14 protein-coding genes are annotated in these 16,374 nt (G+C 42.4%); 9 read left to right on the forward strand and 5 right to left on the reverse strand.

Annotation, left to right across the window (positions count from 1 at the left end):
* The first annotated feature begins 158 nt into the window (after window positions 1-158).
* Entirely contained in the window at window positions 159-809 is a 651-nt protein-coding gene (gene msrA, locus AC3E9V_RS20495) for a peptide-methionine (S)-S-oxide reductase MsrA (RefSeq protein ID WP_488750035.1), read from the forward strand.
* On the opposite strand, the gene AC3E9V_RS20500 is transcribed toward msrA, so the two are convergent.
* A complete protein-coding gene (locus tag AC3E9V_RS20500) occupies window positions 810-1,448 on the reverse strand; it encodes a 2OG-Fe(II) oxygenase (RefSeq protein WP_488750036.1) in 639 nt (212 codons plus the stop codon).
* 180 nt (window positions 1,449-1,628) lie between these two features.
* Between AC3E9V_RS20500 and AC3E9V_RS20505 the strand changes: the two genes are divergently transcribed.
* The 4 genes from AC3E9V_RS20505 (at window position 1,629) to AC3E9V_RS20520 (ending at window position 5,286) form a co-directional block, all read left to right on the forward strand.
* Window positions 1,629-2,633 (forward strand): hypothetical protein, encoded by a 1,005-nt coding sequence (locus AC3E9V_RS20505; RefSeq protein WP_488750037.1) that lies wholly within the window; start codon window positions 1,629-1,631, stop codon window positions 2,631-2,633.
* A gap of 269 nt (window positions 2,634-2,902) precedes the next feature.
* Window positions 2,903-3,856: a hypothetical protein gene (locus AC3E9V_RS20510; protein WP_488750038.1), complete on the forward strand. Its 954-nt coding sequence runs from the start codon at window positions 2,903-2,905 to the stop codon at window positions 3,854-3,856.
* Window positions 3,857-4,439: 583 nt separating this feature from the next.
* Window positions 4,440-4,643, forward strand: coding sequence for a hypothetical protein (locus tag AC3E9V_RS20515; protein WP_488750039.1), 204 nt, complete (start codon window positions 4,440-4,442; stop codon window positions 4,641-4,643).
* Between the two features lies 1 nt (window position 4,644).
* The gene (locus AC3E9V_RS20520; RefSeq protein WP_488750040.1) at window positions 4,645-5,286 is read left to right on the forward strand and encodes a hypothetical protein; all 642 of its coding nucleotides are present in this window, start codon (window positions 4,645-4,647) and stop codon (window positions 5,284-5,286) included.
* Window positions 5,287-5,562: 276 nt separating this feature from the next.
* On the opposite strand, the gene AC3E9V_RS20525 is transcribed toward AC3E9V_RS20520, so the two are convergent.
* Complete coding sequence (locus AC3E9V_RS20525) at window positions 5,563-7,635, reverse strand: M13 family metallopeptidase (protein WP_488750041.1); 2,073 nt, start codon at window positions 7,633-7,635, stop codon at window positions 5,563-5,565.
* A gap of 82 nt (window positions 7,636-7,717) precedes the next feature.
* On the reverse strand, window positions 7,718-8,464 hold the full coding sequence (locus AC3E9V_RS20530; RefSeq protein ID WP_488750042.1) for an OmpA family protein: 747 nt from the start codon (window positions 8,462-8,464) through the stop codon (window positions 7,718-7,720).
* Window positions 8,465-9,162: 698 nt separating this feature from the next.
* On the opposite strand from AC3E9V_RS20530, the gene AC3E9V_RS20535 reads away from it, so the two are divergent.
* Both AC3E9V_RS20535 and AC3E9V_RS20540 read left to right on the forward strand, forming a co-directional pair.
* Window positions 9,163-9,570, forward strand: a complete 408-nt coding sequence (locus AC3E9V_RS20535) for a Dabb family protein (protein WP_488750043.1) — start codon at window positions 9,163-9,165, stop codon at window positions 9,568-9,570.
* A gap of 41 nt (window positions 9,571-9,611) precedes the next feature.
* Window positions 9,612-10,109: a lipocalin family protein gene (locus AC3E9V_RS20540; protein ID WP_488750044.1), complete on the forward strand. Its 498-nt coding sequence runs from the start codon at window positions 9,612-9,614 to the stop codon at window positions 10,107-10,109.
* A 127-nt stretch (window positions 10,110-10,236) separates the two neighbouring features.
* On the opposite strand, the gene AC3E9V_RS20545 is transcribed toward AC3E9V_RS20540, so the two are convergent.
* The gene (locus tag AC3E9V_RS20545) at window positions 10,237-11,127 is read right to left on the reverse strand and encodes a hypothetical protein (protein WP_488750045.1); all 891 of its coding nucleotides are present in this window, start codon (window positions 11,125-11,127) and stop codon (window positions 10,237-10,239) included.
* Window positions 11,128-11,757: 630 nt separating this feature from the next.
* Here AC3E9V_RS20545 and AC3E9V_RS20550 point away from each other — a divergent pair.
* Entirely contained in the window at window positions 11,758-12,696 is a 939-nt protein-coding gene (locus tag AC3E9V_RS20550) for an MSCRAMM family protein (RefSeq protein ID WP_488750046.1), read from the forward strand.
* On the forward strand, window positions 12,696-15,143 hold the full coding sequence (locus AC3E9V_RS20555; protein WP_488750047.1) for a T9SS type A sorting domain-containing protein: 2,448 nt from the start codon (window positions 12,696-12,698) through the stop codon (window positions 15,141-15,143). Before AC3E9V_RS20550 ends, AC3E9V_RS20555 begins: the two co-directional genes overlap by 1 nt.
* A gap of 453 nt (window positions 15,144-15,596) precedes the next feature.
* On the opposite strand, the gene AC3E9V_RS20560 is transcribed toward AC3E9V_RS20555, so the two are convergent.
* Window positions 15,597-16,256, reverse strand: a complete 660-nt coding sequence (locus tag AC3E9V_RS20560; RefSeq protein ID WP_488750048.1) for a DUF4145 domain-containing protein — start codon at window positions 16,254-16,256, stop codon at window positions 15,597-15,599.
* Window positions 16,257-16,374: the final 118 nt, after the last annotated feature.

Genomic DNA, 16,374 nt, shown 5'->3' on the forward strand with positions numbered 1-16,374 from the left:
AAAATATTTTTATTAGCGTAAGCTATCTTACACTTTGAGCATAAGCTAGTTATGAATAGAACCCATTAACAGCCAATACGTAGATGTATTGGTTAGTTTTAATGACTTAAAACACGAATTATTGCAAAGCATTACATTTTAATTACAAACACATCAAGATGAAATATTTATATCTGGCATTTTCGCTCTTCTTTCTTTCGAGTTGTCAAACACAGGGAAATAACGCAGCTAATACCAGGGCTGAGGAAAGTAATAGCGCGGTAAGTCAGGACTATTCGAAACTGGACACAGCCACGTTTGCCGGTGGGTGCTTCTGGTGTATTGAAGCCTCTTTTGACCAGATAAAAGGAGTGGCAGAAGCCATATCCGGATATGCCGGGGGTGAAAAGAGTAACGCTAATTATCAGCTGGTAAGCTCAGGCAAGACGAAGCATACGGAAACGGTCCAAATTTATTACGATCCTGAAATAATAGATTACGAAACGCTATTGGATATATTTTTCACGGCACATGACCCCACCCAGGTAAACCGGCAGGGTCCGGACGTAGGCACACAATACAGGACGGCCATCTTTTATCATAATGAAAACCAAAAGGCTCAGGCAAAGGCTAAGATGGAAGAGATACAGCCAAACTATAGAAATCCCATAGCCACGGAATTAAACCCCTATGAGGCATTTTACATCGCTGAAGAGTATCACCAGGACTATGAGGAAAAACATCCCTATAATCCGTATATCCAAAATGTTTCCAGACCAAAGATCGATCGGGTCAGAGAAAAATTTGCCGACCGCCTGAAGGAGGAATAATCATGTAGTGGGTAAGAAACCAAGCCCCACAGGCTGATGAAGTAACCAGCCGGTAATGCTGTACCGATCTTTATGCGTTACTAACACCTCATGCTCTACCAAATTGCTTCGGAGCAATACCACTCTTCGGGCAATGGGAGCTATAGTCTCCTCTTTTTGCTCCAGATATACTTTTAGCTCACCGCCATCTCCCGGCTTCCAGTCGTCATTTAAATAAAGAATGACAGAGATCAGGCGGTTGTTTCGCTGCTGAAACTGATCGAGGTGGCGCTTATAAAAAGTGCCCTTCGGATAGTGGGCCAGGTGAAACTCTGCTCCCGAAAGGCTCAGAAAGCAATAGCGGTTAAGCTGGCTGATCATCACATCAACTCGCGAAAAGAAAGCCTTCAGGTCTTCATCTTTAGCAGGGTCGAGCCATTTGATATAGTCTCCCCGTATTTCCTTTTTCACCTGGAATTGGTCCAGGGTTCCGATACCAGCTTTTTTCAGCTGCTCATCATCAAGCTGCTTATGAAAGTAAGACCTGAAGCGGCGTAACTCATCCTCAGAAATAAAGTCATCAATGACCAGGTAATTATCCTCTGACAACCGGTCTACCCAGTGGACCCAGCTCTCTTCATTATTAATGTCTACTAGCATTTCATTTGAAAAAAGTTTGCGAATATAGTGAGACTGAAAAGCTAATGCTTGCTACGTTTAAATATATTCTCTCCAAAAAGTTGAAAATTAGGGATTTACAGAAACAAACAGGCTTTTATATCTCGAAAAATAACCTTAATTTGATCTGGTTTTAATTGCAATTACCGACCTTAGATCAACATGGCTTTAGATTCTGAGATCCAGGTTTCCTTTCTTAAATGGGTGAAAGACAAAAGGAATCCGGAAAATATCTCTTTCGTAGATGAAATAGGCGAGCTCCTCAATATCAGCCGGGACAGCGCCTACAGACGACTCAGGGGTGAAACGTTTTTATCATTCACCGAAATTGGCCGTATAGCGCATCATTACAAAGTATCTGTTGACGCTTTTCTGAATCTGGGTAACAATGCGGTAGTCTTTTCCAACGACCCGTTTACAGAAGAATTTACTTTCAAAGAATACCTGCGCTCCATCCAGGATATTTTAAAGCGTGTCAATCAATGCGAAACAAAAAAGCTGACATGGCTCGCAAAGGATGTACCGATCTTGCATTATTTTCAGTTTCCGAAACTCACAGGTTTCAAATCCTATTTTTGGCAACGCACCATCATGAACACGATGGATCAGCACATAGGAAAATATGATCCGGATTCTGTGGACCCGGAAATCCGGGAGATCGCCAGCTCTATCTGGCGGGAGTATAGCATGATCCCTTCCGTGGAGATCTGGAGTGAAGAAACAATCAATATCACCCTGAGGCAGATCGGTTTTTACCATGAGTGTGGCTTTATCAGTAAAAACCTGACCATTGAGCTTATTGAAGAATTTTTAGAGGTGATCCATCACATCCGTCAGGAAGCCACCATCGGTAAGAAAATCAGCCTCCGGGGATCTTCCTCCCTTCAGGGCGCTGACCTCCTCATATACAACAATGAAATAGCTATCGGAGACAATACCATTTCCTTTTTACTAAATGACGAACGACTGGTCTTCATTACCTACAATGTGCTGAATATCCTTAAAACTTCAGATGATGCTTTCTGCCGTGAGTCGGAAAAGTTTATCAACAACCTGCTGCAGAAGTCCATCCCTCTCAGCGCTTCCTCCGAAAAGGAAAGAAATCGATTCTTTCATCAGATGGAATCCAAAATTTCCACCCTTCTGGACAACATTTCGCACAACTAAAGCTTCCGGAAATTTCAAATGTCCGGTCATACGATATCAAATGAGTTTACCACCATCTGACTTTCAGGCTGTCCGGATTATTTTCGTATTGTATACCAAACGATGCTGAAAAGGCATTCAAAAAAGCACTATTTACTAATTCCCCTATCCTGATCTGCTGAAAGTTGCATTTCCTGCTAAACCCCAATTGGCAATAGCAAAATACAGTTTGTGCAGCAACTAAAACCTCTCGTATTTCACCTCATTATTCTAACTAAACGCTTAAAAAAATGAAAACTTTTAAGAAGTATGGCCTTGTTTTATTCTTTGTGACACTTCTTTTTGCCATAGGTTGCAATAAGGACAAAGAAGATGTAGGAGAGGTTTCCTGCACGATATCTGAATTTGCCAACAATTACCAGTACGAGGATGAAGACGGTTACTCATCAGACGAAACCGTAACGAATACTTTTACATATGATGAAACCGGAAAATTGACTTTATTGTCTGTGTCCTATGAGGAGGAATACTGCTATCCGGAAAATAACACTAGTACGTGTGATAGTTACTCGGAAACTTATGACTTTCAACTCACCTACAATGATGAACGGATCAGCAATATTTCCTACGCTGATGACGAAGGATATGAATATTCGATCTCGGTAGCGTATGCCGGGGACCAGATTTCCAAATTAACAGAAGGCGATGTAGAAGACTACACAGATGAATACCGGCTGGTCTACGATGATGACATGATCGTGAGAATCGAAAACTGGGACAATTATTCTTTCGATGAGAGCGGATTCCACCTGTATGCGGCAATTGCATTCACATACACAAACGGAAATGTGACCAAAGCCGAAATGTACTATAATGATGAGGCAGATGGTGGTGGACGGTCTACCCGGAAAAAACTACTGCAAACTCTCGCTAAAGGTTCATCTAACCAAAGGAAAGCTGAGGAAGTGCTGGCGGAAGAAGTAACCTTCACCTATGACGACCAATCCAACCCTTTCTCAGGCTCGGTATTCCTGATGTTTACAGGTACTATAGATTTTTCGTGGGTTTTAAGTAAGAACAATCCGATTTCAGCCAACTTTAAATCCGTTGATGAAACGGACCCTTACTTCACTACTTCGATAAGTTACACTTATAATGATCAGGGTTACCCTGTCACCGCGAGCGGGGATGATAGTGATGGGGATGAGTCGGAAGTTGTATTTAGTTACTCAAATTGTGAATAAATGCCATTTAGATAAGGTTTGCATTGTGGTTGGTGACAACACCAACAACGGCGCAACAACGACGCAAAAACGAGAAATGCTCACTTTGATCAAAGACTCCACTGGAGTGACCTTATCTTAATGGCATTGAATTATAAGGTCCCCAGGCCTGAAATCTAATAAGGCTTGAGGACCTTTACCTTTTTTCCCCTCCACTCCTAGCATGGTTGTTGGCACAACACCAACCACGGCACTGTGGCGCAAAGCATTCCCTTGAAGTCATCCTGAAAGGTCTATCATATTTTGAAGACTAACCCTACTTTGTCAAGTTATGACGAATGATCATTGTGGGGTATGGGTTTGATACAAATATTCCCCCTTTTCTTTTCAAAGGGGGCTGATGGGGGTTATATGAAATTGATCAAACCCATACCCCTTTTGCTGCTTAATTATAACTTGACAAAGTAGAACTAATAAAGGAATGACTTTTCGAGAGGGCTCCTGGATTTCATTGAAATCACATTTCTCTCCTCTCAGGTTACCTGAAGACATCCTCATAAAACAGATTGATTTGGTTAACTTTATAGAAACTAACCAACTCATTATGAAAAACTTACTAATGATCCTCACGCTTTTGCTTTTAGCAAGCTGTGGAGGGCAAACAAGTGAAACACAAAAACTTACTATGGAAGAAGAAAATGCAATTGCTGACTCCATTGTCAGTGCATTGGATGCTGAAAAAACCGAACTTTCGGAAACTACAGAAGAATCCATACAGGAAATTGATTCATTACTTGAAACTCTATAACATGAAAAAGATACTAAACATCCTATTACTATTTACAATCATATTTTGGGGTACGGATACCCTCTGCGCTCAGGGAAACGGCCAGGATAAGAAGCAGGAAGCCAAAGAAAAAGGAAAGGAGAAAAAGGAAAAAGACAAGGATAGAAAAGAAAAAGCTGAAGATGAGAAAGAGAGCGAAGATGAGGTTGAACTGGAAGAAGGAAAAGAGTCTGAGGAGCCTGCAGCTCAAAAAGGCAAGCCTGAATCAAAAAACAACCCTGACCGGGCACCTCGTGGAGAAGCCTTTGGGAAAAATAAAGGGGATATGAGTGGCAGGGATTTTGGTCGCTTACGATCCGAAGAAGCCAGATCAAAGGTATTGGAAAAAGAGTCAGACCTGGCTGCGGAAATCAATGCAAGTGAAAGAGCTGTAGCTGAGCGGGAAGAACGGTTAGCAGCGGCTAAAGAAAAAGTAGCCGCACAAAAGGAAAAAGGCGAACTCTCTGAAGAAGAGCTTTCTAAAAAGGAAGCAGCCCTCACGCGGGCAGAGGAGCGCCTGGAAACCCTGAAAGCCAGAATTGAGGAGAAGAAAAAACTGCTGGAGGAGCAGGAGAAAAAGGAAGAAGAAACTGAGGATGAAAAGGATTCAGTGGACGTTCAGTAACGATCTTGACTAAACCAGGAAAACGAACCAAAAGAAAGAAAATAAGCAGTCTTTATAAAAGAGCGACCCGGAGACCGGGCATAGCCGTCAAGCTAAGTGATCCATTAGGGATTTGCTGTAAAATAGAAACGGTGTTTTATCATAACATCTCCCTGCACCCTCTTCGGAAGAGGGAATATTGGTGGTTCTATTTGACAGCAAAACTCATTTTTTCCTAACTTGACGGCAATGGGAGATCGGGTCGCTCTTTCTATATCATAAACTATAAATTCGAGTTTACCAGATCCTTACCCGTTCACTCTCAGGTTTGAAAAGCGGATCGCCCTCCTTTATGTCAAAAGCTGAATAAAACTGATCTATATTGATCAGCGGACCAATGGCTCTGTACATGCCGGGGCTATGCGGATCCGTCATGATCTGATTTCTCAGTGTTTCATCACGATACTTTGTTCTCCAGATGGTAGCCCAGGATATAAAAAAGCGCTGCTCCTGGGTAAACCCATCGATTGGTTCGGGCTTGCCATTTTTCTTAAAATGTATTTGCAGGCCATCATAAGCAGCGCTCAGTCCGCCTAAGTCACCGATATTTTCACCTAAAGTGAGCTCTCCCTGTACGAATACACTATCCAGGGGTTCATAAGCGTCAAATTGCTCCACGAGCCTCTTTGTTCTCGCATCAAATTGCTCCTTATCAGTTGCAGACCACCAGTTGACCATATTCCCTTCTGAATCAAACCTTGACCCCTGATCATCAAACCCATGGGAGATCTCATGCCCGATCACAGCGCCTATTCCACCATAGTTTACTGCCGGATCGGCATTGAAGTTGAAAAATGGTGGCTGAAGAATGGCCGCCGGAAATACGATCTCATTATTCAAGGGATTGTAATAAGCGTTTACGGTCTGAGGGGTCATGTTCCACTCCTCTTTATCTACCGGTTCGCCTATTTTAGCTATGTCTTTGCTGAAGTTCCATCTGCTGGCATTCTCTACATTATTGAGATAGCTGTAAGATTCTCCCTCAGCTCCCACTTCCAGGTCACTGTAGTCTTTCCATTTATTCGGATACCCGATCTTTACCGTAAAGGTGCTCAGCTTCTTCAGTGCCTGCTGTTTGGTAGAATCAGACATCCAGTCCAGGTTTTTGATCCTGCCTTCAAAGGCTTTGAGAATATTACCCACCATTTCCTCAGCAGCAGCTTTCGCCTCAGGAGGAAAAGTCTCCGAAACATACACTTTACCCAGGGCTTCTCCCAAAGCGCCGTTTGTATTGGCCAGCACCCGCTCCCATCGGTTTCTCATTTCTTCAGTACCGCGGATCACTTTGCCGTAAAAATCAAAATCTGCCTTCACCAGCTCATAATTCAGGTATGGAGCGGCCCGGTTTACCACATGCCACTTCATGTAAGCCTTGATATCACTCAGAGGTGTTTCTTTCAGGACATCATTCATAGCCTGATAGAACTTAGGTTCAGCAACGATAATGGTATCAACGCTCTTTACACCGATGTCCTTCAGGTAGGTAGCCCAGTCAACAGCAGGAGCCAGCTCCTGAACTTCCGCAACCGTTTTTGGATTGTACAAAGCAGGGATATTTCTTCTTTCAATAGGAGTCTTTGAAGCCTCGGCAAGGCTCATCTCAATATCCATGATCTTTTGCGCTGCTTCATCTCCATTTTCCAGGGCTCCTGAGAGGGTGAGCATTTTACTAAGGTGTTTTACATACTTTTCCCTGATCTCTTTTGATTTGTTATCCTCTTTGGTGTAGTAATCCCTGTTTGGGAGCCCCAGCCCGCCGGCATCAAAGTAAAACGCGTTGATCTCACTGTTCATCAGATCACCAATGACAAAAACACTGCTGAACGATGAGTATCCGCTTTTATGAAGCTGCGCCATCACGGTCTGTACATCCGTCAGGTTCTGAATCCCATCGATCTGCGAAAACCAGTTGTCGAGTGCAGCAGCGCCTACTTTCTCAGCCAATAGTGAGTCCATTCCTACAGAAAAAAAGCTGATGGCCTTACGCTCATCACTGCCTTCTTTATACTCAGGATTTTCACCGGCTCGCTCCAGGACGTCCAGTACGATCTTATCATTCTTCTCTCTTAGCTCGGGAAAACCTCCCCACCTGCCTTCGTCAGCAGGTATCTCGGTCTTATCCAGCCAGTTTCCATTTGCAAAACGATAAAAATCAGCCTTCGGATCCTCGGTAAGATCCATGTTATTGATATCTATGCCAGGCACTTTATCAGACTCAGCATCAATGGAGGTGGTGCATGCTATTATCCAAACAGACAATAGTGCAATCAATACGTTGTTAAAAATTTTCATGGTAGTAATGACTTTCATTTTTGAATTAGAAAATCAATTTACCATCCTTTAATCAGAAGGTATTTATCGTTTCTTATAAGCGGTGTAAAAGGTTTTTGAATCAGGTAGGTGGTAAGACCTGTGGTTTTGTAATATGAGAGATTTTTTCCTTCCAAAATGTACGCGGAACCCACTCGGTGGCCTTTGGCTGGTATCGATAAATGCGGCCAGGAGCTACCGGGAGATATTCCAATGCCGGAAAATAAGCTATCACAAACGGATCACTAAACCGGGAGGTATTTTGACCAATAGTCTCTGTGGCCGGAGCTGCATCAAACAAAGTCTTGTCAGCAGAAATGGCTTCCGAATCTACGGACTCTACCGTCACCACCACCCGTCTGTTCTTCTGACGATTTTGCTCGTTTGCATTTACTACTTTTGGAGAACCTTCCCCTTTGGAAGCTACCTCCAGCATGTTGATATTCAAGCCTTCCATAACGATGATATCCATCATTTTGTAAGCCCTCTTCTCCCCCAGTGATTGATTGTAGCTGGCAGTACCCAGGTCACAGGTGTGTCCTTCTATGGTGATGTTGATGAGACGGTCGCCCACTTCCTGCTTCACGCTTTCTAAAAACGAATGCATGTATTTTTCATTGATAAGAGTAGCTGTGTTGATCTGAAAAAGGATCCCATCTTCCTGGATCTCTATCTTGGGCAGTGTGCTGCGCTTGTATGTTTCCAGTGCCCACGGCACTTTAAAGGCGTGATCTGCTAACGGGCCTGAGAACCCGTTTTGGAAAAACAATAAAACAAACAGGAAAGCGAATGCGCTTTTCGCGTTGATCGGGCAAAGGTGGTGGTTCATCGTACGTTTTAGGTGGTTTATCCTTCAAAAGTAGGATCTTGTCCTGAGATACCAAAGCATGTCACATTAAGTTTTTCCACAATTGGGGAGGACTTATAAACAATAGACTATCAGAACGTTAGCAATATGTCGGTCTTTCTTTTCACTGCGCCTCGGTCTGGCTAAGGAAGTATGGGTTTGATGAATTTTTTCTATAACCCCCATTGCCCCCTTTGAAAGAATAAAGGGGGAATATTTGTATCAAACCCATACCCCACTATGATCATTTACTCCTACGCCCCTGGCCTATGAGCCACAGAATAGGGAAAAACAGAGTGAGGTCCGCGCCGCATAGCTGAAGCTATTGTGATCCAGTCTTGCTAAAGCCTGACCTAACTTTGGCTTTACTAAGTTGTGATTCTATCCATTTTCAGAAGATTTTAATTTTTTGCAGCGCCTGTACACCTCCGCCTGAGGCTACGGTGCATAAGAAAGGGCGGAGGGGTTTGCCTGTGTGTGTAAAACCACCCCGGCCTCCGGCCACCCCTCCTTGGGAAAGGAGGGGAGTTGGTGAGCGTTATGATTTGCAGTTACTTCTATCTGATTTCAGGTACAGAGTGAGGTCCGCGCCGCATAGCGGGGGCTATTGTGATCCGAGTAAACAGGGTGAACTTGATAAAGTAGGATTATATAGTATATTTAACTATTAAAAAAAGGATATGCTCAAAAGGAGATCATTTTTCAGAAAAGCGCTGGGTACGGCCGGAGCGTTGGGGCTCGTTTCCATACCCGCTTTAGCAAAACCAAAAAGCAAGATCATTAAAGGTCGATTTATTCATATGGTGTTTTTTTGGCTGAAAGACACTACAGATGCAGACGAGTTTATCAAAACCACTGAGGCGTTTATCAGGCAGGTGGAGGTGATCAAAGGATATCACCTGGGCAAACCGGCAGGTACTCCTCGCGAGGTGGTGGACAACTCTTATGGAGTCAGTCTGGTGGTTACTTTCGATAGCAAAGAAGATCAGGACGCCTACCAGGAGCACCCGGTCCATGTGCAGTATGTGGAAGATAATAAAGACAAGTGGACCAAAGTGCAGATCTATGACTCCTGGGGAGCGCTTTAAAAAATTACTGAAACCAATATTTTACTTACATATTTACTATTATGAAACAAAAATTTCTTTCAACCGCGCTATTAACCGTTTTATCACTCTTTATTTTCACTTCCTGCTCGGATGATGATGACGAGAAATCGATTGTTGGAGAGTGGGTTTATGAATCAATTGAATTTGAAATTCTCGTAGATGGGACTGACTTTATAGATTATTATACTCAAGAACTTGGTTATACTGAAAAGGAAGCAGCAGCTCAAGCAGACATATACAAAAGTTTTGGGGAGGCATTTAAAGATATTGATTTTACTTTCAATTCTGATGGAACCTATGAGGTATTTGGTCAGGAGGCTGGTACCTGGTCGCTAAGCAGTGATGAGTCTGAACTTATATTTAATGAAGGCACTGAAAACGAATCGGCTTTGCAGATATTTGAATTAACCGATCACAAGTTATCGATAGGTTTAGATCAGAGCCTTAATCAAAATCTGGATGAGGATGAAGCCTTAGAAGAAGTTAGTATAAAATTCGTTTTGACCTTTACAAAGTAAGCTTAAAATCAAAAAAAGCGAAGAGACCCAACTGGCACGCGATTACTTGTGGACCAAGTACAGATCTATGACTATAGGCACTATAAGAAATGAAGGCAAATTTTAAAATTTGCCTTCATTTATCACCTTAGTTGTAGTAGTAAATTGAGCACTCAGCTTCATAATCAATGCCATCTATACTTGTTTCTCCCCTGCCTGCATAGTCACCGAAATAAAATTCAATAGGAATAAGGGAGTCATCAACATCAAACCACTCCCAATCAACACTAATAATCAAAGCATCTTGGTCTACAATGGTATTATTTGGCCAACCTCCTTGGTCCCATTCTCCATAGTACTGGAGTTCCAATTCATCGCTCGGTATGGGAATAGGCAAATAAAATGGACCGTATTTGACAAGTCTTACTCCAATAACACTAACTGAGTGATATAAGTCATAGCCATCATAAAATGAATCATATGTTTCAGTATATTCCTCCCTCAAGCTAATTCTATACTTATCGTCTCCATCAATATCATCATCACCTGTACAATTTTTTTCAAAATCCATAACTCGATTATTCTCATTCAAGACACGTTTCTGACTATATGTTTTTACTGGACTAACTAAAACCCCCAATTCAGAATTAGTCCTAGGAGTACATTTAAGATCATCAATTTTATTGGGGTCCCCATCAGATATTATTTTCAAAGATTCACGTCCATAAGAATAAATAGCGCCATTGATTTTGACTAATCCTGAAGGGTTTACAACTCTTAAAAGGGCATTGTTTGAAATATTAGCCATCAGATTATTAGAGGCAGAATCATAATAGAAAATGTCATTTTCTAAAAAATTTGCCGGGATTCTATCTTTGGCCTCTAAAGAAAGAATTAAGTTGTAAAATTCCCCTTCCATAGATAAAAATCCGTTTTCTTTCTCCCAGTTCCTGAACTCAGATGAGGTCATCGAATTCAGAAATGATATTCCCGCTTGGAAATCCGATTTGTCATTAAAATTCAAATACCCATTTTCCATTTTTATCCCATCACTTTGCAAGCGACTTGGAGTCTCTTCTTCCTGACATGAAAAAAAGGTATAAGCACAATACCTAAGAATAATGTAGTGAAATTAAGCTTTTTCATAGTAATTAGAATTATTTAAATATTAGAAGTTATGCGTAATATAGCAATAACAAAAATAAATAACATCAACCGCTTTGATTATTTATTACGCGTGCCTTCTTCCCCCCTCACTTCCTTTGCTAACCTGCCGCGAAAATGCTTTTGTGCCTCTCGTATCGCACTTGTCTAAGCCTTCTAATACCTACAGCCTCATCTGGTTATCCTGAGAAGTGGAGCCATATATCACCCTTTCAGGGTTTCCATTCCAGTGTTTCACTCTTGTATACTCGTGTCAACCCCTCGGGTTTGTTTTTTCCCTAATCTGACCCGAAAGCCCGCCCTCCGGAATAAATGTAGGAGGGTTGGTTTCGTGCCCCGCTCCATCTCATTTATCACAGAACTAGTTCCGCCGCAGTTGCAGAGAAACAACCATGAATCAAATAGCACTATTCCCGGATAAGGCTTATCATTTCCCTGTTTTTCATCATTTTCATCCGAATATTTTATTTACTTTGCCGCTCTTTAATCGACCATAAATTAATTAATGAAACAGATAAAGCTAACCTCCACCTACCTTTCAATTTTCCTTTTTTTGATTGGATGTAACAATCAACTCGACACGCTTACCCTAAAAGACAGTGGGGAAGTGAGTGTGGTTATAATAGATTCCAACGGATCGCCAGTTTCAGACGGAATCATTGACTTGAAGAGTGAAAACGGTGATTTTCGATACGAAAGAAATAAAACCGACGATAGCGGCAAGGTAAATTTTGGCGCTTTCAATTCAGGAAACTACCTCCTCAATATTGAAGTGACAAATGCCGGAAACTTTTACAGTATCACCAAAATTATCCAGGTGGTCTCCGGTGTGAATAAAACTTACGAAATAGATCTAAGTGAATACATTTCATCACTCACCGTGCACCTGCTCAACAGCCGGAACGGGGAACCTGTAGATGGTACCGGATATTCTCTCAGGGTAACTCCTGCTGCCTACAACGGTGAAGAAGACCTGAGCTCCTCGCTTGCTTTTACCGGTTCAGACCTTACTTTCGAATCCTTGCCGACAGGCCATTACAAGGTAGAAATCATTAACAAGGAAAATGAACCAATTACTCAGGATTATGCATACGTAGAGCAATATGAACCTTCAGAATTCTACATTAGTGTAAATGAAATAGAGTTCAGGGTAAGGGCAAAGAATACTTACAGCATTACCTCTGTAATAAACACGTACAACTCGGCAACCATCGACCACACTTACCAAACTTTCGTCCTGGATGAGGATAATGAATTCAGGTTAGTATTTGAAGATGAGACTGAGGCCAATGGTAGCTATTATTTCTACAATGATCGGATTGATCTAAACTGGTACGGTTCAAGTATTTGGTATGCCTATCAAGTTGAAATCATACCCGGAGGATTTAACCTGAGCTGTTACGACTATTATTTAGGTCAGGAGGTCACTGTAACTTTTGAGTAATGTTCATTAGGGTCTGTATATTCGCTCTAGCCCTGGCAGGAATTCCCTTTTCCTCTCCTGGACAGGAGAGCCTTTCCATAGATACCACGCTGTTGAGTGATTACAATATCACTCAGATGGATTTTTCTAGCACACAGGGAGCGGTAATTACTGACCAAAACGATGTTTTCCTGATCCGTGAAAACAATGAAGTGGTCAATTTGACCGACGCTTTTGAAGGTTACCGGGAAAGCGCGTATACAGCGATCGGTTTTATCCATGAAGATCTTTTTTTGATCGGGACGGCTGGTGATTCTCTACTGGTATATGATTATGGATCTGTTCGCCAGATAGGAGGTCAGAAGGGGTTGGACGCAGACCACGTCACGTCCATCCTGGCCAATAAGTATGGAGCCACCGTAGGAACCACCACCGGACTCTACTCTTTGCGGCCTCCTTTCGAAGAAGCGAGTGACTACTATAGGTATTCAGATTTTAAGGATTCCGTCCTGTTAATGCCACGAAACCGGGCAACATTTATGTATTCACTTGGAGGTGATCCGTACTGTGGAAATATCGATGGCAGCAGGGTAATCAATCTGGCAACCAGTGGAACCCATGAGCGTGGCTTTCATACGCTGGCTGCACATGTAAATGATGAAAAAATCAAAACTGCACTGCTACTTCCGGTGTATGGCGTTTGGAACATCATTTTCGACTACTCTCATATGCTTCAGGGAAGCAACCTGGGGCTTCGGTTTTATAGTTTATCCTCGTGTTATCCCAACATTCAAACCTTAATCGATGGTATCTCCATAAATGATATACAAATGATGGCACTGGATAATACCATGAACATTCCGAATTTCATTTTTATTGGTACCGACGAGGGACTTTACTACATCCCAGATGCGAGCCAAACCAACGACCTGGAAGTCCTGAAAATAGATACTCTTGGAAATACCGTGATCAACAAGGTTAGTTTCAAAGATATTTCCTGTGATGAATCCGTGTGGCTGGCTACGGAAAGTGGCTTGATGCAGCTCAAAGTACATGGCATGGACCCCAAGTATACCCGAGATATTCAATTACAAGAATATTCATGGTGTGAGGGGGATACTGTTGGCCTAAGCCCCATGAGAACCATCAATTTCGACTTTCAGTGGTTTAGAAACGGTGAAATACTGGAAGGTGAAACCAATTACTATTATAGAGCCGGTAACCATGGTTTTTATCAACTGGCCGTGAGTAACTGTCACTTTACGGATACCGTGGATGTGGCCGACTTCACCTATAACGATGATGTAGATGCCACTGTTAATTACTCCGGTTCGCTTGAGATCTGCGATAATGATTACGTCCTCCTATATGGCCCCTACCTCCAAAATCGTGATCAAACCTTCCAATGGTACTTCGATGGCGATGCTATAGAGGGAGAAACGAACAGGTCAGTAGAGATAACACAATCAGGAGTGTATCAACTACAGGCGTTCAACTGCAACATGGAATCTGCCTGGAGTGATACCTTTGACTTTACGATCCATCCTACCGAAACACCGGAATTACAGGACAATTCATCCGACGATTATATCTGTGTAGGGGATACCATCTGGCTGAAAGAACCGACAATGGACGTATCCATCCAATGGGAAAGCTACTACACTGACGAATATGATAAATTCAATGATCTGCCATATGTCATCATGCAGGATGATCGTCCATCCAAAGTGACGTTTACCACGGAAGAGGGATGTAGCCAATATCTTAATTTACCATATTGGTACGTTTCTCCTAAGGCCCATTTCCAATTCTACGCTGATACCATTGAGTTTTGTGAGGGCAATTCCGCTTCCCCAAATTATTCAAGTAATGCTTGGGTTTATTGGACAGATGGAGAAGAGGGCAACAGGCAGATTGATGAGCCAGGAGTGTATTATGCCTATAGTATGGATAGCTACTATGGCTGCCCTTCTGAACTGGACACCCTCGTGGTGCAGGAAATAGATGTTCCCGAATTTCAGCTACCAGCTGATACCAGTATATATTTAGGTGACTCGTTGATAATTGAAGGTCCGCCTGGATATGATAACTATAACTGGAGTGGCGGGTTTACTACCAGGGATTTCTATTTTAAGCCTGCCATATCGGGCATTTTCAGGATCATTTTGAGAATCAATAGCACCCAAATGTGCTATGGTGAAGATCAAATGGTCATAGAAGTGAAAAAGGTGCCAGAGCCACTGGGAAGCGATGATAGTCAAACCATCCGGGTTTACCCAAACCCGGTAGCCAGCCATGTGTCCATACAGGGAATAAAAGTCCATTCAGTTGATCTCTATGATCTATCCGGCAGGCGTGTGCTCAGCAAAAAAGGAAACAACGAAAACATTCGCCTGGGTCACTTGACGAAAGGCACCTATATTTTGCTGATAAATGGAATGCATTCATTTAAGATACAGAAAAATTGAGGCACGGATTTCTCCGCCCCCAGACAAAGGACACTATCCAAAATACTCATTATAGGCGTTAAACAGCCAAATGGATCAACCCCAGCTGGTGCACGCATGCCCGCCCAGATGTAGAAGGCATTTCTTCTGAAGGTAAAAGTCCGAGCGACACTCGCGAACTGGCGGGGGGTCTGGTTGATCTTTTCAGTGAGAGTCATCAGACGACTCTTGCGTAGCGGATATAGTCGTCAGACGCCTAGATCTTTAAAATAGATGGGTCATGTGTTCAGGATGTGTGCCAACGGAAGATAGTCTTCGTTTGTAACGAGGACTTTCCGGAATTGGCGTTTGTATAACGTCTTCAGATAACACAAACGTTTACCAGCCCTTTCGCCTTACCTGAATAATCAATCCAACCCACTTTAGACCATTTCCTCCCCTCCATGTTCTGTGGGTCACAGACTGCGGTGAAGACTACTTCCTCTTTCCCCTCAACCGTTTAGTTCGCTTATGAACCACATAAATAGACCTTAATAGGTGATTTACTGCTAATAATGCGGCCTCTAGAATTGAATCGGAAGGCCCCTTAATCTGATGAGCACTCACGTTCCCAATCTCTCGGAGCTTATCCAGCACTTCATACTCATTTCTGGAAATCACTCCTTTACTGAAAAGATTCTCGATCTTCAAATGCAAGTTCCTTCCCGGTATCTTTTGTTGAATACAAACGGCTTCAACCAACATTCTTAGCCCTACTCCGGCAAGTACCCTAGACTGGTGCTGCAATGCCTCCGTAAGTTCCTCATACAGATAATAAATCATTGCTGGCAGCTCATCCCTGTCCTCCTCGTGCAAGAACTCATAATCTTCAAACCACCGTTCATCTTCCATGAAATGGGAAGCCCACTTTACTGGTTCTCCATTTTCATCCACAGCTTCTTCATCGTCATCCCATTTTTGATGAATGAAAGCTATATGATTACACCCCAGACACTCGATAATACAGTACTCATTGTGTTTAAAGCTTTCATATTCTGCTTGTTCCTTTGGCTTAAACTTAGCTTTTACCAACTGATTCGTTGGTATATTACATGATGTACAGTGTATTTTAATTATCTCACCTTCTATTTTCATAACTCAAAAAGTTATTCGACTATTCTGATTACCCTCCTCTTTGGGGATAATCCAATGATTTCACATTTAGAAAAATAGCAAGTTTAAGCCTCAAAGGACGATATATAGGTAGGGCTAT

This window comes from Marinoscillum sp. HNIBRBA16962 (assembly GCF_057801515.1).

What these genes read in the sequence shown, in the direction of transcription:
- AC3E9V_RS20525 (WP_488750041.1), bottom strand. Translation starts at nt 7,635, where the DNA reads ATGAAAGTCATTACTACCATGAAAATTTTTAACAACGTATTGATTGCA.
- AC3E9V_RS20515 (WP_488750039.1), top strand. Translation starts at nt 4,440, where the DNA reads ATGAAAAACTTACTAATGATCCTCACGCTTTTGCTTTTAGCAAGCTGT.
- AC3E9V_RS20540 (WP_488750044.1), top strand. Translation starts at nt 9,612, where the DNA reads ATGAAACAAAAATTTCTTTCAACCGCGCTATTAACCGTTTTATCACTC.
- AC3E9V_RS20555 (WP_488750047.1), top strand. Translation starts at nt 12,696, where the DNA reads ATGTTCATTAGGGTCTGTATATTCGCTCTAGCCCTGGCAGGAATTCCC.
- AC3E9V_RS20545 (WP_488750045.1), bottom strand. Translation starts at nt 11,127, where the DNA reads ATGGAAAATGGGTATTTGAATTTTAATGACAAATCGGATTTCCAAGCG.
- AC3E9V_RS20550 (WP_488750046.1), top strand. Translation starts at nt 11,758, where the DNA reads ATGAAACAGATAAAGCTAACCTCCACCTACCTTTCAATTTTCCTTTTT.
- AC3E9V_RS20535 (WP_488750043.1), top strand. Translation starts at nt 9,163, where the DNA reads ATGCTCAAAAGGAGATCATTTTTCAGAAAAGCGCTGGGTACGGCCGGA.
- msrA (WP_488750035.1), top strand. Translation starts at nt 159, where the DNA reads ATGAAATATTTATATCTGGCATTTTCGCTCTTCTTTCTTTCGAGTTGT.
- AC3E9V_RS20520 (WP_488750040.1), top strand. Translation starts at nt 4,645, where the DNA reads ATGAAAAAGATACTAAACATCCTATTACTATTTACAATCATATTTTGG.
- AC3E9V_RS20505 (WP_488750037.1), top strand. Translation starts at nt 1,629, where the DNA reads ATGGCTTTAGATTCTGAGATCCAGGTTTCCTTTCTTAAATGGGTGAAA.
- AC3E9V_RS20500 (WP_488750036.1), bottom strand. Translation starts at nt 1,448, where the DNA reads ATGCTAGTAGACATTAATAATGAAGAGAGCTGGGTCCACTGGGTAGAC.
- AC3E9V_RS20560 (WP_488750048.1), bottom strand. Translation starts at nt 16,256, where the DNA reads ATGAAAATAGAAGGTGAGATAATTAAAATACACTGTACATCATGTAAT.
- AC3E9V_RS20530 (WP_488750042.1), bottom strand. Translation starts at nt 8,464, where the DNA reads ATGAACCACCACCTTTGCCCGATCAACGCGAAAAGCGCATTCGCTTTC.
- AC3E9V_RS20510 (WP_488750038.1), top strand. Translation starts at nt 2,903, where the DNA reads ATGAAAACTTTTAAGAAGTATGGCCTTGTTTTATTCTTTGTGACACTT.